This window comes from Phenylobacterium sp. (assembly GCF_041913825.1).
GTDB lineage: Bacteria > Pseudomonadota > Alphaproteobacteria > Caulobacterales > Caulobacteraceae > Phenylobacterium.
The window spans coordinates 42,149-63,404 of record NZ_JAYSEO010000002.1 but is presented as its reverse complement, the minus strand read 5'-3'; the positions used below and the strand labels follow the sequence as shown (position 1 = coordinate 63,404).

Below are 21,256 nucleotides of genomic sequence, written 5' to 3'. Positions count from 1 at the left end.
TCGAAGGCCCCCGCCCCTGCCGCCGACGCTCCCGGGGATCAGCCGAAGATCGCGCTGTAGTTGAAGCTGGCGTTCAGACTGTGGTTCTGGACGAGCACGCCGCCGGGCGCCGCGTCGGCGTCGGTATCGCCGTCCAGGCCGTAGTAGATCTCCGTCGTGGCGTACTTCAGCGCGCCGCCCAGGAGCTGGGCGCCGGCCGGCAGGCCCGCGTCATGGGCCCGGACGTACTCCAGCGCCTGGTTCAGCCACGCGTCTAGGTCGTCGTTGGCCGCGCCCGGCACATTGTCGACCTTCACCGTGCGCAGGTCGAGCTTGCCGTCGTTGGGCGAGGTCTCGAAGTAGAGGGTGACGTGGGAGATGTCCTTCGGCGCGGTCGGGAAGTGGTCGCCGGTGATGGCCGGCTGGACGAGCGCGGGGCTCGCCACGGGCGCGGGCAGCGGCGCGGGCAGCGGGGCCGGCGCCGGCGCCGGGGCGACCACCGGCTCGGCGACGCCGGTGACGGTCCACTGCACGGAAGCGCCGGTGGTCAGGGCCCCATCCGAGACGCCGTAGTCCACCCGGACCGTCAGGGTCTCGCCGGCGCCCAGGGCCTGGAAGGCGGCATGGGCGGGGTCGAGGGTGAAGAGCCCGGTGGCGGCGTCGTAGGCGACGCCGGCCGGCAGCTCGGCGGGCACGCCGACGACGCACAGCCGCGCGCCGGCGTCCACGTCCGAGGCGTTCTGCAGGGCGTTCAGCGACACCTTGGCTGCGTCCTCCGTCGCCTGCCCGGCCACTGCCCCGCTCACCACCGGGGCGTCGTTGGTCCCGGTGACGGTCCACTCGGCGTAGGTCGGGACGGTCACGTAGCCGTCGGAGACGCCGTAGGCGACGCGCACGGTCGTCGTCTGGCCCTCGGCCAGGCTCTGGAACGCGGCGTCGGCCGGGTCGAGGGTGAAGGCCTGGCTCGCGGGATCGTAGGCGACGCCGGCCGGCAGGGCGGCCACGCCGACCACCTTCAGCACCGCGCCGGTGTCCACGTCGGAGGCGTTGGCCAGGGCATTCACCTTGACCGCCGCGCCGTCCTCGGCCGCCGCGCCGAACAGGGCGCCGGACACCACCGGGGCGTCGTTCACACCGGCGACGGTGAAGGTCATGGCGGAGGTCTCGGCGAGTTGCCCCACCTGGTGGCCGATGGCGTCGAAGTAGGTCTGGGCGACGCCGTAGGTCAGCTTGAAGGCCACCGAGACGCCTTCGGCCAGGGCGTCGCAGCCCTGGGCGTCGATGACGTAGCCGCCGTCGGTGCGGACCACGATGGTGGCGCCTGTGTCGCCCAGGACCTGGGCGCTCCCCAGCGCGAACTTTGTCTGGCCGCCGTCGAGCGAGGCCCAGGCGAGCGCCTGCTTCACCTGGCCGCCATCGGTGTTGGCGAAGGCGTCGCGCACCAGGTCGCCGGCCGCGGACGCGTTCTCGAGCGCCGGCGGCGGCGCCTCGTCCGCGTCGGGAGCCACGGCGAAGGACGCGCCGGTGAGCTTCAGCGAGGCCTCGCGGGCGCCGCCGAGCACGCCCACCGAGGTCATGCGCAGGCCGAAGTCCTGGCCGGCGAGGTCGGCCAGGGTCACCTTGCCGAGGTTGAGCGTGAACGACACCCCGCCCACGTCGTCCTTGCCGACGCCGCTCGTGCCGAACTCGACGCCGACGTCGTAGCCGGTGGCCTCCGCGCCCTTGCCGTTGAAGGCCAGGGCGCCGCTCATGGTGGTGTCGGAGCCGGCCACCTTGGTGACGGAGTCGTTGCCCTTCACGGCGCTGGCGCCGATGGCGAGGGCCTGGCCGGTCTGGGTGACGGCGCTGAGGCCGGAGACACTGGCGGCGGTCAGGTTGGCTTCCTGGCCGACGTCGAAGAACAGGCCGCGCAGGTCGCCGATCACGGCGCCGGACTGGACGAGCTCGAACCTGAAGGTGCCCGTGGAGAGCTCGGTGATGGTGATGATGACCTTCGGCTGGGTGGCGCCGTCACCGACCTGGACCTGAACCGTTCCGGACATGGATTTCGCTCCTGAGCGGAGCCCCCAGACGCCCATCGCCTGCCCCCGCCTTCACTGTGGGGGCGGGATATCCGAACCGTCCGGGGCCGGAACTTACGCAATACTACAGTGAGGCTCCGGAACGCGCGGCCGCGCATGTCACAGGACCCGACGGCGCTCCGTCCTTGGGGCATCGAGACAAAGGAGCGATCGATGCAGACCCGCCTCAACCCCCACGCCGTCGCGCCCAAGGCCATCGAGCCGATGCTGGCGCTGGAGGCCTACATCCACGCCTCCAGCCTGGAGCACGCGCTGATCGAGCTGGTGAAGACCCGCGCCTCGCAGATCAACGGCTGCGCCTACTGCCTCCACATGCACACCTATGACGCACGGCAGGCCGGCGAATCCGAGGCCCGGCTCTACCTGCTGAGCGCCTGGCGCGAGTCGCACCTCTACACCCCGCGCGAACGGGCGGCGCTGGCCTGGACCGAGTCGCTGACGCGGATCGCCGACACTGGCGCGCCGGACGCCGACTATGAGCCGCTGAAGGCGCACTTCAGCGACGAGGAGATCGTGACCCTGACCCTGCTGATCACCACCATCAACGCCTGGAACCGGATCGCCATCGGCTTCCGGACCCAGCATCCGCGCGACCGGGCGCCGAGGGCGGAGGCGGCCTAGGTCCCCCTCGGCTTGGCCCGGGTGGTGGGGGCGGCGACGGCCGGATCCTCGGGCCAGACGTGCTTCGGATAACGCCCGCGCATGTCGGTGCGGACGTCCCTCCACGAGCCCTTCCAGAAGCCGGGCAGGTCCTTGGTGGTCTGGATCGGGCGGTGGGCGGGGGACAGGAGGCTGAGGGTCAGCGGCGCGCCGCCGACCGTGGGGTGCTCCGAGAGGCCATAGACCTCCTGCACCCGCACCTCGACCTTCGGCCCGCCCTCGGCCCCGTAGTCGATGGCGAAGCTGTTGCCGGTGGGTGCGGTCCAGCGGGCGGGCGCCTCGGCGTCAAGCCGACGCTGCTGGTCCCAGGGGACCAGGGTGCGAAGGGCGCCGTCGAGCACGTCCGGCTTCAGGTCGGAGAGCCGGCGCACGCCCGCGAGCAGCGGCGTCAGCCACTCGTCCAGCCGGGCGAGCAGCGCCGCATCCGAAAGGTCCGGCCAGGAAGGGTCGGCCGCGCGGAGGAAGGTGGCCCGCTCGCGCAGCGACTCCGCCGCCGCCCCCCACGGCAGCGCCTTCAGGCCTTCGGCGCGGAGGCGGTCGGCGAGCGCCGCGGCGATCAGGGCGGGGTCGGGGTTGTCGTCCACCTGTTCGTGGACCACGAGCCGCCCGAGGCGGGTCAGACGCTTGGCGCGCAGGCGGCCCCCGCCGCTCTCCTCCAGCCGGTCTTCGGTGCTCAACTGGTCCCGGAACGCCTGCAGCAGCTCCGCCTCGTCCAGCGGCGCGGCGAGCAGGATCCGGTCCCGCCGCTCGCCGCCGCCGAGCTCGGCCACCGCCAGCCAGGTCTCGCGGGCGAGCGCATCGGTCGGCTCCAGGAAGGCGCCGCGGCCGCTGACCAACTGGAACTCGCCCTGCGGGCCCCGCTGGCGGGCGATGCGCTCGGGATAGGCGAAGGCCAGCAGCAAGCCGTCCGACAGGGGCTCTCCCCGCCCCGGCCGGCCCGCCATGCCCGCCCAGCGGTCGGCCAGCGCGCGGGCGTCACGGGCCCTCGGCGAACGGTCGCGCTCGAGGCTTTCCAGGCGGTGGCGGAGGTCGGCGTCCCGGCCGCCCAGCCCCCGCTCCGTCACCAGGGCGGCGATGCGCGCCGCGCGCGGGGCCTGGCCGGTGTCGGCGGCCTTCAGCACCATGTGCGCGAGCCTGGGGGGCAGCGGCGTCTCGGAAAGCGCCTGGCCGTGCGGGGTCAGGACGCCGTCGGGTGTCAGGGCCTCCAGACGGCCGAGCAGCGCCCGGGCCTCGCCGAAGGCGGCGGCCGGCGGCGGATCGAGGAAGGCCAGGCCCGAGACGTCCTTGGCGCCCCAGCGGGCGAGGTCGAGGGCGAGGCCCGAAAGGTCGGCGTCGAGAATCTCCGGATCGGCGTAGGCCGGCAGCGCGCGGGTCTCGGCCTCGTCCCACAGCCGATAACAGACGCCGGGCTCGGTGCGTCCGGCGCGGCCGCGGCGCTGGTCGGCGGCGGCGCGGCTGACGCGGACGGTGGCCAGCCGGGTGAGGCCGCTCGCCGGGTCGAACCGCGGCACGCGGGCCAGGCCGCCATCGATCACCACCCGCACGCCCTGGATCGTCAGGCTGGTCTCGGCGATGGACGTCGCCAGCACGACCTTGCGCCGGCCGGGCGGCGCCGGGCTGATGGCGCGGTCCTGGTCCTTCGGGTCGAGGGCGCCGAACAGCGGTGCGATGTCCACGTCGGGGCGGCGGACCCGCTCGGCCAGGCGCTCGGCGGTGCGCAGGATCTCCCCCTGCCCCGGCAGGAAGACCAGCAGCGAGCCAGTCTCCTCGGCGAGCGCCTTCTCCACCGCGCGGACCACGCGGTCCTCGAGGCGCAGGCGCTCGTCGCGGCCGAGATAGCGGGTCTCCACCGGGAAGGCGCGCCCCTGGCTCTCGATCACGGGCGCGTCCCCGAGCAGCTTCGCCACCGCCGCGCCGTCGAGGGTGGCCGACATGACCAGCAGGCGCAGGTCTTCACGCAGCAGCCCCTGGGCGTCGCGGGCGAGCGCCAGGCCCAGGTCGGCGTCCAGGCTGCGCTCGTGGAACTCGTCGAACACCACGCAGGCCACGCCCGCGAGCTCGGGGTCGGCCAGCAGCATGCGGGTGAAGACGCCTTCGGTGACCACCTCGATGCGGGTGGCGGCCGAGACCTTGGACTGCATGCGGACCCGGAAGCCCACCGTCCGGCCCACCGGCTGGCCCAGCGTCTGGGCCATGCGCGCCGCCGCGGCCCGGGCGGCAAGCCGCCGGGGCTCCAGCACCACGATCTTCCCCTCGCCCACCCAGGGTTCGCCCAGCAGCTCGAGCGGCACGACCGTGGTCTTGCCGGCGCCGGGGGGCGCGACGAGCACGGCTGCCGTCGCGGCGCGCAGCGACGACTTCAGTTCGGGCAGGATCTCGTGGACGGGGAGCATATTTTCCCCGCCATAGCCGGGGTTCGGGGTGAGGTCACGCGCGGGGGCGTTGCCTAGAGGAAGCGGTCTCACTAACGTCCGCGCCAACAGTCAACCGGCCGGCCACCCTTTCTGGGCCGCGCCCAGGGGGAACGACCAAATGAGCGTAGACGCCGCACCCAGTGGGAACCGGCTCTTCATCCGAAAATCGATCGAACAGGTCCAAGCCGAATCCCAGAGCCACGGTCTGAAGCGGACCCTCGGCGCCTGGAACTTGGTCCTGCTCGGGATCGGCTGCATCATCGGCGCGGGCATCTATGTGATGACCGGCAACGCGGCGGCGAACTTCGCCGGCCCGGCCGTGATCCTGTCCTTCATCGTCGCGTTCTTCGCCTGCGTCTTCGCGGGCCTGTGCTACGCGGAGCTGGCCTCCACCATGCCGGTGGCGGGCTCGGCCTACACCTATTCCTACACCACGCTCGGCGAGGTGGTCGCCTGGATCATGGGCTGGCTGCTCGTGCTCGAGTACGGCGTCGCCGCCGCCACGGTGGCCGCCGGCTGGTCGGGCAACGTGGTCTCGCTGCTCAAGGACTTCGGCCTCGTCATCCCGCCGGAGTTCACCACCTCGTTCGTGCGCGCCGTCCAGCTTCCGCAGGGCGGGTTCACCTTCGAGAGCGGCGGAAGCTTCAACCTGCTGGGGGCGGCCGGGATCCTGGCCATCACCGTCCTGCTGGTGATCGGCATCTCGGAATCGGCGACCGTCAACAACGTCATCGTGTTCATCAAGGTGGGCGTGCTGCTGCTGTTCATCGGCATGGGCGTCGCCTTCATCAACCTCGACAACTGGACGCCGTTCATCCCGCCGAACGAGGGCGGCTTCACCTACGGCCTGCCGGGCATCTTCCGCGCCGCCTCGGTGATCTTCTTCGCCTACGTGGGCTTCGAGGCGGTCTCCACCGCCGCGGCCGAGGCCAAGAACCCGCAGCGAGACATCCCGATCGGCGTGCTGGGCTCGCTGATCGTCTGCACCATCATCTACATGCTGGTGGCCGCCGTGCTGACCGGCGTGGTGCCCTACAAGCAACTGGGCGTGGCCGCCCCCATCGCCCTGGCGGTGGACGCCATGAACATGCAGTGGTTCTCGCTGCTGATCAAAATCGGCGCGGTCGCCGGCCTCACCTCGGTGATGCTGATCCTGACCTACGGCCAGACCCGCATCTTCTTCGCCATGGCCAAGGACGGCCTCCTGCCGCGGTTCTTCTCGGTCCTGCATCCGAAGTTCCGGACGCCGTGGATCGGGACGGTGGCTCTGGGCCTGATCATCGCCTTCGCCGCCTCCATGCTGCCGATCCAGATCCTCGGCGACCTGGTGAGCCTGGGCACCGCGACGGCCTTCGCCATCGTCTGCATCAGCGTGCTGTGGCTGCGGAAGAACCGTCCCGACCTGCAGCGGCCGTTCCGCGCCCCGCTGGGCGTGGTGACGCCGGTGCTCGGCATCATCTTCGCGCTGGTCATGATCGCGCCGCTTGTGCTGGACATCTTCGCCAAGGCGGCCTCCGGCGACCCGATCCCGGCCATCCTGCTGGGCAGCTACTTCGCCATCGGGGCGGCGCTCTACATCTTCTACGGCTACCGCAACTCGCGGCTGGGCCGCGGCCTGCCGCAGATCGACGCCGACCAGGACGCCGGCACCGGCCCCGAGCAGGCCCTCCTGCACGGGATCGAGGACGGCAAGGCCTAAGCGCCGCGTCCGAACGGACCCTGAAAGCCCGGGCCTCACCGCCCGGGCTTTTATTTTGCGGATCGAATGCCGATCATATGAGCGCATGAACGCCACGCCCGCCCCCGAGCCGCCGATCCGCGCCGTCATCGCGCCGGTCACCCCCCTGCAGCAGAACTGCACCATCGTCTGGTGCTCCAAGACCAAGAAGGCGGCGGTGATCGATCCCGGCGGCGAGGTCCCGCGGCTGCTGGAGGCGCTCGCCCAGTACGGGCTGACCCTCGAGAAGATCTGGATCACCCACGGCCACCTGGACCACGCGGGCGGCACGGCGGCGCTGAAGGAGGCCACCGGCGCCCCCATCGAGGGGCCGCACCGCGAGGACGCCTTCTGGATCGACGACATCGAACAGTCCGGCGCCCGCTGGGGCATGCCGGACGCCCGCAGCTTCACCCCCGACCGTTGGCTCGAAGACGGCGACCGGGTGACGCTGGGCGAGACGGAGTTCGAGGTCTACCACTGCCCCGGCCACACGCCCGGGCATGTGATCTTCTTCCACCGACCCACCAAGTTCGCGCAGGTGGGCGACGTGCTGTTCCAGGGCTCAATCGGACGCACAGACTTCCCGAGGGGCAACCACGCCGACCTGATCCGGGCGATCACCACCAAGCTGTGGCCGCTCGGCGACGACGTGCGCTTCGTGCCGGGCCACGGCCCGATGTCCACCTTCGGCCAGGAGCGGCGGACCAATCCGTTCGTCGCCGACGCCGTCCTGGCGGAATCGTGATTTCAGGGGCGAAATCCGACTGTTACGGCCGGCTTCGACAATGCCGGTCATGGAGACGCACGACGACATGAGCCAGGCCGGCGCCCGCATCCTGATGGTCGACGACGACCCGGGCATCCGCGACGTCGTCTCGGACTTCCTGGGCCGCCACGGCTACAAGGTCGACACCGCCGGCGACGCGCGGGAGATGGAGCAGGCGCTGGAGCGCGGCCCCGTGGATCTCATCGTGCTCGACGTCATGCTGCCGGGCGAGGACGGCCTTGCCATCTGCCGCCGCCTGACCACCGGCGAGACCTCGCCGCCGATCATCATGCTCTCGGCGATGGGCGAGGACACCGACCGGATCGTCGGCCTCGAACTCGGCGCCGACGACTATCTGGCGAAGCCCTGCAATCCCCGCGAACTGCTGGCGCGGGTGCGGGCCGTGCTGCGCCGGGCCGAGCAGCGGACCGCCGGCGCCGAGATCGGCGCGGGCTGCGAATTCGCCGGGTGGCGGCTCGACCTGGTCCGCCGCGAACTGCGCTCGCCGCAGGGCGTGGTGGTGAACCTGTCCTCCGGCGAGTTCAGCCTGCTGCGCGCCTTCGTGGAGCGGCCGCAGCGGGTGCTGACCCGCGACCAGCTCCTGGAATACGCCCGCGGCCCGGATTCCGACGCCTTCGACCGCGCCATCGACGTGCAGATCAGCCGGCTCCGGCGGAAGCTCGACGACGGCGGCGGCGGCCAGGACCTGATCCGCACCATCCGCAACGAGGGCTACATGTTCACGCCCAAGGTGAAGCGCGGATGACCCTGCTTCGCGCGCAGGCGAGTTTCGCAGGGCCTGGCACGATGGACGCCGAAAACGTCCGCGGTACCACCGCGAGGCGCGAAGCAGGATGAGCCGGTTCAGCGGAGCGAGGCCGACGGCGTCGCTGTTCGGCCAGCTCCTGACGCTGACGGGCCTCACGCTCGTGGCGGCCCAGGTGATCAGCCTGATCCTGATCTTCAACCTGCCCCCGCCGACGCCGGACTTCTACCGGCTGTCCGAGATCGTCGCCACTTACCGCGGCCATCCGCCGACCTTCACCGAGCGGCGGCCGCTGGAGCTCGTCACTCTGAACGAGCCGCCCGGCCCGGCCATGGAGGGGCGCACCGCGCCGGAGATCCGCCTCAAGCTATCCGAGGAGCTGCACGTCCCGGTGACGCGGATCATCATCGCCGGCGACCGCGGGCCGTTCTCCGACCGCCGCGTGGGCCGGATCCTGCGCGACCGGCTCGCCCGCCAGGGCGGGCTCCGCGACGAGGCCTTCCTGGTGGACCCGTTCCAGGTGGCGATCGCTCGGGCCGACGGGCGCTGGCTGGTGGTGCGGCCTGTGAAGGGCTTCGGGCTCAGTCCCTGGCAGCAGCGGATCGCCCTGTGGTTCGTCCTCTCGGCCATGGCCATGGCGCCCGTGGCCTATGTCTTCGCCCGGCGCCTCTCCGCCCCGATCCGCCTGTTCGCCGACGCCGCCGAGCGGCTGGGCCGTGATCCGCAGGCGCCGCCGCTGGCGGTGAAGGGCTCGGCCGAGATCGCGGTGGCGGCCGGCGCCTTCAACGAGATGCAGGAGCGGCTGCGCCGCTACGTGGAGGACCGCACGGCCATGGTGGGCGCCATCGCCCACGACCTGCGCACCCCCCTCACCCGCCTGAGGTTCCGCATCGAGACCCTGCCCGACGACGAGCAGAAGGCGAAGATCGCCGCCGACATCGACCAGATGGAGGAGATGATCTCCGCGGCCCTGACCTTCGTGCGCGACACCACCCGACCCGGCGAGCGGACCCCGCTGGAGCTCTCCTCCCTGTTGGAAAGCCTCTGCGACGAGATGGCCGAAACCGGTGCGCGCACCGAGGTGGAGTTCGGCGAGAAGGTGGTGCTGCACGGCGACCCCATGGCGCTGCGGCGGCTGTTCTCCAACCTGCTGGAGAACGCGGTGAAGTTCGGCGGGGGGGCCCGGGCGCGGATTCTGCGCGACGGGGCCAACGCCGTGGTCGAGATCGACGACGACGGCCCCGGCATCCCGTCCGCCGAGCAGGAGCGGGTGTTCGAGCCCTTCTACCGCCGGGAGCCGTCGCGCAGCCGCCAGACCGGCGGGATCGGCCTGGGCCTCGCCGTCGTGCGCTCCATCGCCCGCGGCCACGGCGGGGACGTGGCGCTGAGCAACCGGGCCGGCGGCGGGCTCACCGCCAGGGTCACCCTGCCGCTGTGAGCGGCGGCGGAGTCACGCATTTGTTAGGTCCTGCGGCACGCCCACGTTGAGGGGCGGCGGCGCACGCGACCTCACGTTCTCAGCAAAACCGTCATTTTCGAACGCAACCTCTGCTGCGCCTCAATGGTTAGCCTGACCGCAACCCAAGGCGAGACGCGATGTCCGAGCTGGACCAGCGACACGAAGACGAACCGCAGCCGGAGCCCGGGCGTGCGAACGGCACGCCGCCCGGGAACGCCGCGGACCGGGATGAAAAGCCGGTCCCCGGGGGCGCCTCGCCAGACCTACCCCTGTCGTCGCCCGATTGAGGAGAGCAGTACTGATGGCCAGCGTTGACACTGGAAAGCCGCGAGCCCGCCGAGGCTTCGCCGCCATGAACCCCGAACGCCGTCGCGAGATCGCCCGCAAGGGCGGCGCCTCGGTCCCCGGCGAGAAGCGCAGCTTCGCCAAGGATCGCGACCTCGCGGCCTCCGCCGGCCGCAAAGGCGGCGAAGCCAGCCGCGGCGGCGGCCGCAGCCGGGGCCGCGAAAGCTAGGCCCTGAGAAGGACCACGGCGAAGGCTGGGGCGGGGCTCACCCATTCCCGCTCCAGCCGCCAGCCCGCCCGTTCCGCCAGGCGGGCGAACCCGTCCACGGTGAACTTGTAGGAGTTCTCGGTGTGCAGGGTTTCGCCGGCGGAGAAAGCAAAGGCCCGGCCCGCCACATGGACGGTCTGGGCCTTTGTGCTTTCCAGGTGCATCTCGATGCGGCTCTCGTCGGCGTTCCACACCGCCCGGTGAGCGAAGGCGTCGAGGTCGAAGTCGGCGTCCAGCTCGCGGTTCATGCGGGCCAGGAGGTTGCGGTTGAAGGCGGCGGTGACGCCCAGCCCATCGTCGTAGGCGGCGACCAGGGTCCCGGCGTCCTTCACGAGATCGATGCCGACCACGAAGGCGGCGCCCTCCCCCAGCAGCCGCCGTGCGCCGGCCAGGAACGCCTGGGCCTCGCCGGGCGTGAAGTTGCCGATGGTGGAGCCCGGGAAGAAGCCCACCACCGGCCGCCCCGACGCGGCACGGGGCAGCTCCAGAGCGCGGGTGAAGTCCTCGACCAGCGGCGCCACCGTCAGCCCGGGGTAGTCGGCGGCGATGGCCCGGGCGGCGGCGGCCAGCGCCTCGGGGCTGATGTCCACGGGGGCGTAGACCGCGAGCTGGGGCGCCGCGTCGAGCACCAGCCGGGTCTTGCTGCTCGCCCCGCTCCCGAACTCCACCAGCGCCGCACCGTCCGGGATAGCGGCGGCGATCTCGGGCGCGATGCGGCCGAGCAGCGCCGTCTCGGTGCGGGTCGGATAATATTCGGCGAGTTCGCAGATCGCCTCGAACAGCCGCGAGCCCTCGGCGTCGTAGAAATACTTGGGGGGCACGGACTTGCGCGGCCGCGCGAGGCCCTCGAGCACGTCGTCCTCGAAGGTCGAGGCGCCGGAGACGCCGTCCTTGGCCAGGCGCACGCCGGAGAACATCCAGCGCTGCTGGGGATAGAAGAAGTTGCGGTAGCTCGGCCGCACGTGGCCGGCCGGCGTCACGCAGGCTCCGCCGCGCATCACGAACTGCCCGGCCATGAACTTGCCGTTGTACTCGCCCACGGCGCCCCCGGCGGGCCGGAAGCCCGGATAGGGCGAGTAGGCGCTGCGGGTCCATTCCCACAGGTCGCCGAACATCTGCTTCAGGCCGTGGCCGGGCGCGGCGGGCGCGGGCTCGAGCCGGCCGACGCCCGGCAGGGCGCCGTCGAGCGCGAGGCCGCCGGCGGCGTGCTCCCATTCGGCCTCGGTGGGCAGGCGCGCGCCGGCCCAGGCGGCGTACGCCTCGGCCTCGTAGAAGCTGACGTGGCTCACCGGCTGGGGCGGGTCCACCGGCCGCAGGCCGTGCAGGGTCATGGCCTTCCAGCCGCCCTGGTCCCGCTCCCAGTAGAGCGGCGCCTCCCAGCCCTCGGCCTGAACGCGCGCCCACCCCTCGGACAGCCAGAGCTCCGGCCGCCGGTAGCCCCCGTCGGCCATGAAGGCCAGCCACTCGCCGTTGGTGACCAGCCGATCGGCCAGGCGGAAGGGCTCCAGCCAGACCTTGTGGCGCGGACCCTCGTTGTCGAAGGCGAAGCCCTGCCCGCCATGGCCGATCTCCACCAGGCCGCCCTGGAAGTCCAGGAAGGCCATGGGCGGGGCGGCGGCCGCGCCCGGCGCGGCGCGCGGCGGGGCGTAGGCGGGCTTCAGCGGCGAGCTGGAGAACAGGTGCAGGATGTCCATCAGGATCAGCTCCTGATGCTGCTCCTCGTGGGCCAGGCCGAGGTCCAGCAGCTCGGCGAAGTCTTCGGCGCCGTCGGCCAGCAGCCTGGCCATGCCGGCGTCCACATGGGCGCGGTAGGCGATCACGTCGGCGAGCGACGGCCGCGTGAGCAGGCCGCGCTGCGGCCGCGGCTGCCGCGGCCCGAGGGCCTCGTAGTAGGAGTTGAACAGGTAGTGGAAGCGCGGGTCGAAGACCTTGTAGCCGGCCAGCCGCGGGGCCAGCAGGAAGGTCTCGAAGAACCAGGTGGTGTGCGCCAGATGCCACTTGGTGGGGCTCGCGTCCGGCATGGACTGGGCGAGCTGGTCCTCGGGGGTCAGGCTGCGGGTGAGCGCCTCGGTGGCGTGGCGCACGGCCCGGTAGCGGGCAAGCGCGGCGGCCTCGGCGGCCGGGGCTGGCGCGCGGAGGCGGGCCTCTTCGGGGATCTGCGCCATGGGCCCTCCGCTTGTGTCGTTTCCCGGAGATGGGGACGGACGGCGGCCTTCTCAATTGTTGAGCTTGCCCCCTGCACGGCCCCAACGTCGGCCTGTCGACGAAGTTCCGGAAACGGCATGGTTTTCGGGCTGTGGACTGCCGGAACAGATGGAGGGGGGTTGCGTTCATCCGGCGCCAAAACCGGCAGATCGTGAAAAGAGCCCCGGGTTGGGCCGACAAGAGGGCGCCCATGAACGCGACGACCAACTGGCGCGACCAAGTCGTCGGATTGATCCCTGCGCTTCGGGCGTTCGCCTGGTCGCTGAGCCACAACGGCTCCGACGCCGACGACCTCGTGCAGGACACCCTGATCAAGGCCTGGACCAACCGCGACAAGTTCGAACCGGGCACCAACCTGCGCGCCTGGCTCTTCACGATCCTGCGGAACACCTACTACACGAACGTGCTGCGCCGCCGGCGTGAGGTCCGCGACGAGACGGGCGAGTACGCCTCCACCCTGAAGGCGGCCCCGACCCAGGACTGGAGCGTGGCCATGCGCTCGCTGCAGCAGGCGCTGCAGCAACTGCCGGACGAGCACCGCGAGGCGCTGATCCTGGTGGGCGCGGCGGGCCTCTCCTACGAAGAGGCGGCCGAGATCTGCGGCTGCGCCCTGGGCACCATCAAGAGCCGGGTGAACCGGGCCCGCGCCCGCCTGCTGAAGATCATGGACGCCGAGGACGCCACCGACGTGATGGCCCTGGACGACGTGATCGCCGCCCGCGCCTAGCCCAGCCTGCGGACCCGCTCGGGGGCTTCTTCGTCGAGCTGGTCGACCACAGACTTGATGCGGTCCGGGATCGCCCGGACCTCGATCCCACGGAACATTCGCACGAGCGCCTGGTCGAGGGCTGCGGCCTGCTGGCGGCGCTTGGCGGTCCGGTGGGTCATGGCGCGGCATGTCGGACATGGCCCCGCGCGCCGCAAGCGGCGCCGCGACGCCTGCGACAATCGGGGTCAGGCTGCGGCGCGGCCGGAACAGCGCCTCCGCCTCGTGGGTTCAGCCCGCAACAATTGCCGAGGAAGGAGTCAGCAATGGCCAACCGGGACGATTATCGAGGCTATGGCGGCCAGGGCCGCGACCGCTGGCGGCGCGACGACGACCAGCGCCAGATGGGCGGGCGCTATGGCGGCCGCGGCGACGAGCGCCGCTCGTTCGGCGACGAGGGCCGCTTCAATTCGGACCAGGCGCGCTCCGGCGACGGCTGGCGCGGCGGCGGCGGCGACGGCGGCGGCTGGCGCGGCGGCCGTGGCGAGGGCGAGCAGGACGCCTGGCGGCGCGACCGCTACGGCTCACGCTTCGACCAGGACCGCACCAACTACGGTTCGGGCTACGACCGCCAGTCCGGGGACTACGGCCGCGGCGAGGGCAGCGGCTACGGCGGCCAGGAGTACGGTCTGGAGGGCGGTGGGAACCGCAATCGCGGCCAGGGCGGTCAGGGCGGCCAGTTCGGGGGCCGCAACGAGCGCGAGCAGTGGCGCCCCGAGGGCTCCAGCCCCTACGGCCACACCGAGCTGAACCCGAGGGCGAGCGGCGTCGAGGAGTTCGGCGCGCCGCACGACTACGCCTACCATCCGCGGCAAGGGCACGAGTTCGACGCCGACTACACCCGCTGGCGCGACGAACAGCTCCGTGGCCACGACCGCGACTACCAGGAATGGCGCCGCCACCAGCACGAGCAGTACGACGACGAGTACCGGAAGTTCCGGGCCGAGCGGCGGGACACCTTCGGCAAGAACTTCCACGAGTGGCGCTCGCAGCGGAACATGTCGACCGGCATGGGCCGCCAGGACATCGCGCCCGGCATGCATGGCCAGCACAACTTCGCCGGCGGCTTCGGCGGCGGCAGCGACATGCCGTCCGGCCGGTTGGAGAGCCGGTCGGCGCTGACCAACAGTCCGGCCATGACCCAGACCGGCGGCCAGGCCACCGGCCACACGGGCGGCCAGACCGGCAGCGGCCAGACCGGCAGCGGCCAGGCCAGCGGCGGCCAGGCCAGCGGCGGCCAGGCGACCGCGGCCAGCGGCGGCTCCGAGTTCGGGAAGGTCGCCCCGGCGGTGAAGGCGGCGTCCGACGGCGACATCCGGCGCGACACCGACAACGACCACGACAACGACGACAAGCGCACGGGCGGCGACGCCGACAAGAGCTGAGCCGGTCCACGGCGCTGACCAGGGGCCCCGGCGGGCGACCGCCGGGGCCTTTGCGCATGGTGGCGCGGCGCGCCGTTGCGCCGTAAGACCCGCTCATGACCCGCGACGACGCCCGGGCGCTGGACGCCCAGGACCCCCTCGCCCGCTTCCGCGACGCCTTCGACCTCCCTCCGGGGATGATCTACCTGGACGGCAACTCCCTGGGCCCGCCGCCGAAGACCGCGCTGGCTGGCCTACGCGACGCCGCCGAGCGGCAGTGGGGCCGGGACCTGATCACGAGCTGGAACGTCAACGGCTGGATCGACGCGCCGCTCCGGGTCGGCGGCAAGATCGCGGGGCTGCTGGGCGCCCGGCCGCACGAGGTGGCCGTGGCCGACTCCACCTCGGTCAACCTCTTCAAGCTGGCCGCCGGCGCGCTCGGCCTGCGGCCCGGCCGGCGGGTGATCCTGTCGGAGACCGGCAACTTCCCCACCGACCTCTATGTGCTGGAGGGCCTGGCGCGCACCGCCGGGGCGGAGCTTCGCGCCGTCCATCCCGACCGGCTGCTGGACGCCCTGAACGAGGACGTGGCGGTGCTGGTGCTGACCCACGTCCACTACCGCACCGCCCGGCGGTGGGACATGGCCGCCCTGACCGCGGCGGCTCACGCGAAGGGCGCGCTCGTGCTCTGGGACCTCAGCCACAGCGCGGGCGCCGTGGCCGTGGACCTGAACGACTGCGGCGCGGACCTGGCGGTGGGCTGCGGCTACAAGTACCTGAACGGCGGCCCCGGCGCGCCGGCCTTCCTGTTCGTGGCCGAGCGCCACCTGGGCGCGATCCGCTCTCCCCTGTCCGGCTGGATGGGCCATGCGGAGCCCTTCGCCTTCGAGCACGGCTACCGGCCTTCCGGGGACATCCGCGCCCAGCTCTGCGGCACGCCCGGCGTGCTCGGCCTGGCGGCGCTGGAGGCCAGCATCGACCTTCAGGTCCAGGCCGACCCTGCCGCCATCGAGGCCAAGGGCCAGTCGCTGTGCGACCTGTTCATCGCCGAGACGGACAGCCGCTGCGGGCGGTTCGGCGTCGAGCTCGCCACGCCCCGGGCGGCGCGCGAGCGCGGCCTGCACGTCTCGTTCGCCCACCCGCAGGGCTACGCCGTCGTTCAGGCGCTGATCGCGCGCGGCGTGGTCGGCGACTATCGCAGCCCCGACCTGATGCGCTTCGGCTTCTCGCCCCTCTACCTCAGCCACGCCGAGGTGTGGGACGCGGTGGCGATCCTCGAGGAGGTCCTCGCGACCGGCGCCTGGGACCGTCCCGAGTTTCGCGCCCGGGCGGCGGTGACCTGAGCCTCGTGGCTCAGGCGTCGGGCTTGTAGCCGTACGGCAGCAGGTAGCGGTAGCCGCTGATCCCGGTGGGCGCCTTCTCGTCCGATGCGCCGACCGGTGTGAGGTCCCAAGGCGGCTGCTGGCCTTTCGGGAAGGCGGCGACGTTGACATCGCCGGTGCCCACGTTGCCGGGATAGGCCTTGGGCGACGTCGGCGTCGCGAAGGGCGCGTAGAACCAGTAGAGGTCGTAGCCCGCCTTGAAGAAGACCTCGTTGACCTCGGCGCGGGCTTCCGGCCGACTGCCCACCGCCTCCACCAGCCAGACGGCCGAGCGGTTCTCGATCAGGCGGCGCGCGCCGGCGATCACCTGCGGCTCGAAGCCCTCGACGTCGATCTTCACCAGCCGGGTGTCGGGGGGCGCGATCTCGTCGAGCGTGAGCATGCGGACGGCTTCCTTCGGCCCTTCCATGTCGACGTTCAGCAGCCCGAAGCGCATGTCGGTCGAAAGATCGATGGCCGGGAACTGGATGAGCCCGGGCTCTGCCCCGGCGGCCGCGTGCACGGCGTCCACCTTGTAGAGCCGATTGTTGAGGGCGTTGGCCGCCAGCAGGCTGGCCATGCCGCGGTGGGCCTCCACCCCGATCACCCGCCATTCCGGCCGGCGCTGGGCGAACGGCAGGGCGATGGCCCCGAGGTTCGCGCCGACGTCGATGAAGGTCCCCCGCTCGCCGGCGCAGGCGACCAGGAAGTCGATCTCCGGCTTGGCGAATTCGCCATAGAACCGCAACGAGTTGCCGATCGCCCGGTCGAGGGCGGGCACCAGGAACGTCAGCCCGTAGGCGATGGTGGAGTCCAGCATGGCTCCCGGATAGCGAGGCGCCCGGGTGCTGGCAATGCGGCGCTCAGGCGTCCGGCTCGAAGGCCAGGAAGCCCATCTTGGCGAGCACGCCGGCGGCGAGCGCGACGCTGCGCACCGGGCGTCCGAGCGCGGCCGCCGCGGCCTCCAGGGTCGTGGCCCCGCCCTCCAGCAGCCCCCAGAGCGGCGCGGCCGTGGCCTGGGCGGCCGCCCCGCTGGGGAACAGCGGGTGGTCGGCCAGGGCGCGGTAGGCGGCGAGCGTCGCGCCCGGGCGCAGCGCCACGCGGGTCTGCGGGCCGAAGGCATGGGTCGGATAGGCTGCGAAGGCGGTGAACGGGTCCAACTGCGCGCCGGGACGGACGGCCTGCAGGCCCGCGCCATCGCGCCGCCGGCGGGCGTCGAGCTCGCCCCAGAGCTCCACGTACCGCCCATAGACGCGGGCCCAGTCGAACTCGGCGCGGGCCCGGGCCTGGCCCGCCGCGCCCATGCGCCGGCGCAGTTCCTCGCTGACGACCAGCTCCGAGAGGGCGCGGACCAGTCGCTCGGGGTCGACGGACGTGGCCGCCGCCGCCCCCCAGCTCAGGGTGTCGTCGGTGATGGTGCGCGCCTGGTGGGCGTAGGCCAGGTGGGCGCCCAGGCCGGGGGCCGGCGCCCAGGTGGGGATGAGGAAGCCGTCCACTCCGTCGCGGACCGTGTCGCGGTAGCCGTCCCAGTCGCTCGCGACCACCGGCAGCCCCGCCGCCATGGCCTCCAGCGGCGTGAGGCCGAAGGTCTCCTGGATGTTGTCGGAGAGGGAGATGAAGAGATCGGCGGCGTTCCAGGCGTCCGCACGGGACAGGGGATCGTTGCCGTCCACCCGCAGCCGCCGTACGCCGGGCGCGAGCAGCGCGCCGCCGCGCTCGAACGCCAGGCGATCGTTGTCGGTCTTGGGCCAGCCGCACTCGATGAGGACGAGCCGCCGCCCGGTCCGCGCGGCCGCGACCTCCAGGCCCTGGTACATCTGCCCCGGGTGGGCCTTGGACATCAGCGAGAGCCGGCCCACGAAGAGCGCCGCCACCTCGTCCTCGCCTACGGCCAGGGCCGAACGGGCGGCCGCGCGGGCAGCGTCGGGGCGCAAATGGTCCTCGCAGTGCACGCCCAGCGGGATCACCGGCAATTGCGGCAGCGACGGAGCAGCCTCGGTCCCGTAGCGCCAGCGGGCGTACTCGAGTTCGGCCTCGAGCACGGCGGCGACGGCGGCCCGCAGGCTGTGCGAGGTGCAGACGAGCGCGTCCCACGGCATCAGCGGCTCGCGGGCCAGCAGCGCGAGCTCCGGCAGGCGGTTGAACACGGTGTGGGCGACCGCGGTGATCGAGTATCTCCCCAGGCCAACCCAGGCCCGCGCCGCCACCTCCGCCTGGATGGCGGGATCCATGCGGTGGACCGCCCCCTGCGCGGCCAGCTCCTCGGCGTCGGTGGTCAGCAGCCAGCGGGCGGGCGCCGCGGGGTCGATGGCCCGCACGGCCTCGGCGAACGCGCCGGCGTGCCCCGCCTCGTAGCCGTAGCCGACCACCTCGCCCCCGCCGCGCCCGGCGACGGCGGCGCGCAGGAAGGCGGTATTGGCAACGCGGCGGCCGAGGGCGGCCTGGCCGGCGTGGTAGGTGTCGGGCGTGAAGCTGAGCGCGGCGCGGACCATGCAAGGGCGGTGTGAGGCTGACGCGAAGGCCTTATCGCGGGTCGCCGGGCATGACCAGAACGGCGGCTCCGGCAGCTCCGCCAGAAACCCTCACCCACGCGTTGCCCAATCTCGCCACTTTCGATATGGAGAGCCCTCCCCGCGCCGGAGCCGCCCCCAAGGCGGCGCCAGCGGTCGCAAGACACCGGGGAAACGGGAGAAAACCCGTCCAAAATCAACTGGTGACGTGGCCGAGTGGCTGAAGGCAACGGTTTGCTAAATCGTCATACTCGAAAGGGTATCGAGGGTTCGAATCCCTCCGTCACCGCCACCTTCCCCTGAAGCTCCGGAAGACCGCCGCCGCCCCGTTCGCCGGGCGGCGATTTTTTTTGCGCGAGCGCGGATGGAGCGCCGCGCGCCTGTCGTTGGATCATCAGACGGTCGCCTCCCGTCCCTCTTTGGCGACCGTTCCGTCGGCCCCCGGCGTCGCCCCCTGGCGGCGTCGGGGGATCCGCAGGCGAGCAAGCTGAACTATACAATTTACGCGTGAGCCCAACCTGGGTTAGTGTTGGCCGGGCCAGGGCGTGACAACATCTAGTCGCCAATACGGGGACGGCGATGCGCACCTTTTCTCTGTTCATCGAGGACCGGCGCTATTCCGCGCCGACACTGCAGTTCGTCATCGCGGCCGACGAACACCGCGCCCGGGAGCTCGCGCTGCGCGAGCTGGTGGCGTCGGGCGAACACCTCTCGGTCGAGGTGCAGGAGAACGGCCGCACCCTCTTCCGCGAACAGCGCCGCGAAGACCAGGCGGCCTGCCGCTAGGCGGCCCGGCTCAGCCCTGGGCCAACCACTCGCGCGCCTGGCGCTGGGCCTCGGCGATGTCGTCCGCGCCCATCTCGCCCGAGAGCTCCTTGCGGTAGACCTTGGCCTCGACCGAGCCGCGCATGGCCGCCAGGTTGAACAGCATGTGCGCCGAGACGTAGTCGAGCGGCGCGCCGCCCTGACCCGTCGAATACAGCAGCCCCAGTCGGAACAGCTCGTCGCCGCTCGCGTCCGGCGTCGGAAGCGGCAGGCCTTCGCTCACCATTTCCATGCTCGCAGGCATGATTCCAAATCCCTTCTTGGCCGCCCGATTCTGGGTCCATGGCCTTATGGGGACATAGGAAACGCGCGTTAGGCTGAACACATGGTTAAGCCTGCCGTTGTCCGGCCTTCATGTTCAGAAGAGCGGCCAAGCATTCGACCGCTCTTCTGAGTGAAAGTCTCAGCGGGCCCGCTGGCCGAACAGGATGCGGCGGGCGTCTTCCGCCTCCTTGCCCGAGGCGTTCAGCCCGGGGCCGCGGCGGATCTCCTCGGCGCGCTTCAGCGCGCGCTGGACGGCCTCGCGCTGCTCGATACGCTGGTACCAGGCCTTGAGGTTCGGGAACTCGTCGAGGATCACGCCGAAAGCCTTCCAGCCGGTGATCCAGGGCCAGGACATCATGTCGGCGATGGAGTAGTCGCCAGCGAGATAGTCACGGCCGTCCAGGCGCTTTTCGAGCACGCCGTAGAGCCGGTGCACCTCGTTGGAATAGCGGATGGCGCCGTAGGCGATGTGCCGCTGGTCGGAGGTGACGCTCGGGGCGTAGTTGCGGAAGTGGTTGGCCTGGCCGCTCATGGGGCCGAGGCCGGCCATCTGCCACATGATCCACTCGTCGACGGCTACCCGGGCGCGCTCGTCCTGCGGGTAGAACTGGCCGGTCTTGCGGCCGAGGTACTGGAGGATGGCGCCCGACTCGAACACCGAGATGGGCTCGCCGCCCGGCCCTTCCGGGTCGACGATGGCCGGCATGCGGTTATTGGGGCTGATGGCCAGGAACTCGGGCTTGAACTGGTCGCCCCGGCCGATGTTCACCGGCACGATCTCGTAGGGCAGCCCCATCTCCTCCAGCGCGATGGTCACCTTGTGGCCATTGGGGGTGGGCCAGTAGTGCACCTCGATCGGCTGGGGCATGGGCGCGTCCTTTTGTCTCGTGGATTGAAGCCTGGCCGATAGATGGCGCCGCCTGCGCCCGAGGCAAGCGGCGATGCGGAGCCCCGGCGCGCGCCGTGCGTTGTTGACCGCGCCCCGGCGCCCGGCGAGGCTTGACCATGCCTGGGCGTTCTCGGCCGTTTTCAATCGCTTGCCGCCGCGTTCAGCCACAGTTCACGCGTCTGGCGGCAAGGTCGCGACGGAACAAGGAAGATTCGAGTTCACGACCCGCACCGATGAAGCGCCTGCTCGCCATATTCCTCGCCGCCGCGACCGTCGCGGGGCCGCTCGCCACGGCGCCGGCCCTGGCGCTGGACGGCGACCGCTGGGCCCAGCGCGGCGACCGCGGCCGGGGCGGCTACGACGCGCCCGGTCGGCGCTGGGGCGCGGACGATCGGGGGCCGGGCCCCGGCCGGGGCCGCGGGCCGGAGCGACGCTACGAGCGCGACGACGGACGGAACTACTACGGCCCGCCGCCGGGGGCCTATGCGCCGCCCAGGGCCTACGGCCTGCGCCGCGGCGGCTACCTGCCGCCGGAAGCGCGCGGCTCGGCCATCGAGGACTACGGCCGCCACCGCCTGCGGCCGCCGCCGCGCGGCTTCCGCTGGATGCGGGTGGACGGCGCCTACGCGCTCGTCGGTCCCGACGGGCAGATCTTCGACATGATCCGCTAGCGG

19 protein-coding genes and 1 tRNA gene are annotated in these 21,256 nt (G+C 72.0%); 12 read left to right on the top strand and 8 right to left on the bottom strand.

The genetic code is table 11. The features are described from left to right. Nucleotides 1-38 precede the first annotated feature (38 nt). Nucleotides 39-2,021 (bottom strand): cadherin-like domain-containing protein, encoded by a 1,983-nt coding sequence (locus ACE3Q8_RS01675; protein WP_374468282.1) that lies wholly within the window; start codon nt 2,019-2,021, stop codon nt 39-41. A gap of 192 nt (nt 2,022-2,213) precedes the next feature. Here ACE3Q8_RS01675 and ACE3Q8_RS01670 point away from each other — a divergent pair, with 192 nt between their 5' ends. Continuing rightward, nucleotides 2,214-2,681, top strand: a complete 468-nt coding sequence (locus tag ACE3Q8_RS01670) for a carboxymuconolactone decarboxylase family protein (RefSeq protein WP_374468280.1) — start codon at nt 2,214-2,216, stop codon at nt 2,679-2,681. Here ACE3Q8_RS01670 and hrpB read toward each other — a convergent pair. After that, nucleotides 2,678-5,113 carry an ATP-dependent helicase HrpB gene (gene hrpB, locus ACE3Q8_RS01665; RefSeq protein WP_374468278.1) on the bottom strand — a complete coding sequence of 812 codons (2,436 nt, stop codon included), beginning with the start codon at nt 5,111-5,113 and terminating at the stop codon, nt 2,678-2,680. The genes ACE3Q8_RS01670 and hrpB overlap by 4 nt on opposite strands. A gap of 139 nt (nt 5,114-5,252) precedes the next feature. Between hrpB and ACE3Q8_RS01660 the strand changes: the two genes are divergently transcribed. The 5 genes from ACE3Q8_RS01660 (at nt 5,253) to ACE3Q8_RS01640 (ending at nt 10,359) form a co-directional block, all read left to right on the top strand. Next, nucleotides 5,253-6,833, top strand: a complete 1,581-nt coding sequence (locus ACE3Q8_RS01660) for an amino acid permease (protein ID WP_374468277.1) — start codon at nt 5,253-5,255, stop codon at nt 6,831-6,833. 85 nt (nt 6,834-6,918) lie between these two features. Next, nucleotides 6,919-7,599: an MBL fold metallo-hydrolase gene (locus ACE3Q8_RS01655; RefSeq protein ID WP_374468275.1), complete on the top strand. Its 681-nt coding sequence runs from the start codon at nt 6,919-6,921 to the stop codon at nt 7,597-7,599. Between the two features lie 40 nt (nt 7,600-7,639). After that, on the top strand, nt 7,640-8,386 hold the full coding sequence (locus ACE3Q8_RS01650; RefSeq protein ID WP_374468273.1) for a response regulator: 747 nt from the start codon (nt 7,640-7,642) through the stop codon (nt 8,384-8,386). Nucleotides 8,387-8,474: 88 nt separating this feature from the next. Continuing rightward, complete coding sequence (locus tag ACE3Q8_RS01645) at nt 8,475-9,824, top strand: ATP-binding protein (protein WP_374468271.1); 1,350 nt, start codon at nt 8,475-8,477, stop codon at nt 9,822-9,824. A gap of 322 nt (nt 9,825-10,146) precedes the next feature. Next, nucleotides 10,147-10,359, top strand: a complete 213-nt coding sequence (locus ACE3Q8_RS01640; RefSeq protein WP_325458383.1) for a general stress protein — start codon at nt 10,147-10,149, stop codon at nt 10,357-10,359. Here the strand turns inward: ACE3Q8_RS01640 and egtB are convergent. Beyond that, complete coding sequence (gene egtB / locus ACE3Q8_RS01635) at nt 10,356-12,563, bottom strand: ergothioneine biosynthesis protein EgtB (RefSeq protein ID WP_374468269.1); 2,208 nt, start codon at nt 12,561-12,563, stop codon at nt 10,356-10,358. The two genes, ACE3Q8_RS01640 and egtB, sit on opposite strands and share 4 nt — an antisense overlap. Nucleotides 12,564-12,793: 230 nt before the next feature. Here egtB and ACE3Q8_RS01630 point away from each other — a divergent pair, with 230 nt between their 5' ends. Beyond that, on the top strand, nt 12,794-13,330 hold the full coding sequence (locus ACE3Q8_RS01630; RefSeq protein ID WP_374468267.1) for a sigma-70 family RNA polymerase sigma factor: 537 nt from the start codon (nt 12,794-12,796) through the stop codon (nt 13,328-13,330). On the opposite strand, the gene ACE3Q8_RS01625 is transcribed toward ACE3Q8_RS01630, so the two are convergent. After that, nucleotides 13,327-13,491, bottom strand: a complete 165-nt coding sequence (locus ACE3Q8_RS01625; RefSeq protein WP_374468265.1) for a hypothetical protein — start codon at nt 13,489-13,491, stop codon at nt 13,327-13,329. The genes ACE3Q8_RS01630 and ACE3Q8_RS01625 overlap by 4 nt on opposite strands. Before the next feature lie 144 nt (nt 13,492-13,635). Here ACE3Q8_RS01625 and ACE3Q8_RS01620 point away from each other — a divergent pair, with 144 nt between their 5' ends. Both ACE3Q8_RS01620 and kynU read left to right on the top strand, forming a co-directional pair. Next, nucleotides 13,636-14,754: a hypothetical protein gene (locus ACE3Q8_RS01620; protein ID WP_374468263.1), complete on the top strand. Its 1,119-nt coding sequence runs from the start codon at nt 13,636-13,638 to the stop codon at nt 14,752-14,754. Nucleotides 14,755-14,849: 95 nt separating this feature from the next. Then, complete coding sequence (gene kynU / locus ACE3Q8_RS01615; RefSeq protein ID WP_374468261.1) at nt 14,850-16,076, top strand: kynureninase; 1,227 nt, start codon at nt 14,850-14,852, stop codon at nt 16,074-16,076. A gap of 10 nt (nt 16,077-16,086) precedes the next feature. Here the strand turns inward: kynU and ACE3Q8_RS01610 are convergent, their stop codons facing one another. Together ACE3Q8_RS01610 and ACE3Q8_RS01605 are read right to left on the bottom strand one after the other, a co-directional pair. Beyond that, nucleotides 16,087-16,914 carry an FkbM family methyltransferase gene (locus tag ACE3Q8_RS01610; RefSeq protein ID WP_374468259.1) on the bottom strand — a complete coding sequence of 276 codons (828 nt, stop codon included), beginning with the start codon at nt 16,912-16,914 and terminating at the stop codon, nt 16,087-16,089. A gap of 43 nt (nt 16,915-16,957) precedes the next feature. Beyond that, entirely contained in the window at nt 16,958-18,586 is a 1,629-nt protein-coding gene (locus ACE3Q8_RS01605; RefSeq protein WP_374468257.1) for a glycosyltransferase family 4 protein, read from the bottom strand. A gap of 220 nt (nt 18,587-18,806) precedes the next feature. Here ACE3Q8_RS01605 and ACE3Q8_RS01600 point away from each other — a divergent pair. Together ACE3Q8_RS01600 and ACE3Q8_RS01595 are read left to right on the top strand one after the other, a co-directional pair. Continuing rightward, nucleotides 18,807-18,896 (top strand) — tRNA-Ser (locus tag ACE3Q8_RS01600). 287 nt (nt 18,897-19,183) lie between these two features. Continuing rightward, nucleotides 19,184-19,390, top strand: a complete 207-nt coding sequence (locus tag ACE3Q8_RS01595; protein WP_374468255.1) for a hypothetical protein — start codon at nt 19,184-19,186, stop codon at nt 19,388-19,390. Nucleotides 19,391-19,400: 10 nt separating this feature from the next. Here ACE3Q8_RS01595 and ACE3Q8_RS01590 read toward each other — a convergent pair whose 3' ends face one another. Both ACE3Q8_RS01590 and ACE3Q8_RS01585 read right to left on the bottom strand, forming a co-directional pair. Beyond that, entirely contained in the window at nt 19,401-19,673 is a 273-nt protein-coding gene (locus tag ACE3Q8_RS01590; protein ID WP_374468253.1) for a sel1 repeat family protein, read from the bottom strand. Between the two features lie 159 nt (nt 19,674-19,832). Then, nucleotides 19,833-20,561 (bottom strand): glutathione S-transferase family protein, encoded by a 729-nt coding sequence (locus tag ACE3Q8_RS01585; protein ID WP_374468251.1) that lies wholly within the window; start codon nt 20,559-20,561, stop codon nt 19,833-19,835. A 254-nt stretch (nt 20,562-20,815) separates the two neighbouring features. On the opposite strand from ACE3Q8_RS01585, the gene ACE3Q8_RS01580 reads away from it, so the two are divergent. Beyond that, the gene (locus tag ACE3Q8_RS01580) at nt 20,816-21,253 is read left to right on the top strand and encodes an RcnB family protein (RefSeq protein WP_374468249.1); all 438 of its coding nucleotides are present in this window, start codon (nt 20,816-20,818) and stop codon (nt 21,251-21,253) included. Nucleotides 21,254-21,256: the final 3 nt, after the last annotated feature.

Excerpts from the sequence above, each read along its gene's own strand:
- ACE3Q8_RS01675 (WP_374468282.1), bottom strand. The coding sequence starts at position 2,021 with ATGTCCGGAACGGTTCAGGTCCAGGTCGGTGACGGCGCCACCCAGCCG.
- ACE3Q8_RS01670 (WP_374468280.1), top strand. The coding sequence starts at position 2,214 with ATGCAGACCCGCCTCAACCCCCACGCCGTCGCGCCCAAGGCCATCGAG.
- hrpB (WP_374468278.1), bottom strand. The coding sequence starts at position 5,113 with ATGCTCCCCGTCCACGAGATCCTGCCCGAACTGAAGTCGTCGCTGCGC.
- ACE3Q8_RS01660 (WP_374468277.1), top strand. The coding sequence starts at position 5,253 with ATGAGCGTAGACGCCGCACCCAGTGGGAACCGGCTCTTCATCCGAAAA.
- ACE3Q8_RS01655 (WP_374468275.1), top strand. The coding sequence starts at position 6,919 with ATGAACGCCACGCCCGCCCCCGAGCCGCCGATCCGCGCCGTCATCGCG.
- ACE3Q8_RS01650 (WP_374468273.1), top strand. The coding sequence starts at position 7,640 with ATGCCGGTCATGGAGACGCACGACGACATGAGCCAGGCCGGCGCCCGC.
- ACE3Q8_RS01645 (WP_374468271.1), top strand. The coding sequence starts at position 8,475 with ATGAGCCGGTTCAGCGGAGCGAGGCCGACGGCGTCGCTGTTCGGCCAG.
- ACE3Q8_RS01640 (WP_325458383.1), top strand. The coding sequence starts at position 10,147 with ATGGCCAGCGTTGACACTGGAAAGCCGCGAGCCCGCCGAGGCTTCGCC.
- egtB (WP_374468269.1), bottom strand. The coding sequence starts at position 12,563 with ATGGCGCAGATCCCCGAAGAGGCCCGCCTCCGCGCGCCAGCCCCGGCC.
- ACE3Q8_RS01630 (WP_374468267.1), top strand. The coding sequence starts at position 12,794 with ATGAACGCGACGACCAACTGGCGCGACCAAGTCGTCGGATTGATCCCT.
- ACE3Q8_RS01625 (WP_374468265.1), bottom strand. The coding sequence starts at position 13,491 with ATGACCCACCGGACCGCCAAGCGCCGCCAGCAGGCCGCAGCCCTCGAC.
- ACE3Q8_RS01620 (WP_374468263.1), top strand. The coding sequence starts at position 13,636 with ATGGCCAACCGGGACGATTATCGAGGCTATGGCGGCCAGGGCCGCGAC.
- kynU (WP_374468261.1), top strand. The coding sequence starts at position 14,850 with ATGACCCGCGACGACGCCCGGGCGCTGGACGCCCAGGACCCCCTCGCC.
- ACE3Q8_RS01610 (WP_374468259.1), bottom strand. The coding sequence starts at position 16,914 with ATGCTGGACTCCACCATCGCCTACGGGCTGACGTTCCTGGTGCCCGCC.
- ACE3Q8_RS01605 (WP_374468257.1), bottom strand. The coding sequence starts at position 18,586 with ATGGTCCGCGCCGCGCTCAGCTTCACGCCCGACACCTACCACGCCGGC.
- ACE3Q8_RS01595 (WP_374468255.1), top strand. The coding sequence starts at position 19,184 with ATGCGCACCTTTTCTCTGTTCATCGAGGACCGGCGCTATTCCGCGCCG.
- ACE3Q8_RS01590 (WP_374468253.1), bottom strand. The coding sequence starts at position 19,673 with ATGCCTGCGAGCATGGAAATGGTGAGCGAAGGCCTGCCGCTTCCGACG.
- ACE3Q8_RS01585 (WP_374468251.1), bottom strand. The coding sequence starts at position 20,561 with ATGCCCCAGCCGATCGAGGTGCACTACTGGCCCACCCCCAATGGCCAC.
- ACE3Q8_RS01580 (WP_374468249.1), top strand. The coding sequence starts at position 20,816 with ATGAAGCGCCTGCTCGCCATATTCCTCGCCGCCGCGACCGTCGCGGGG.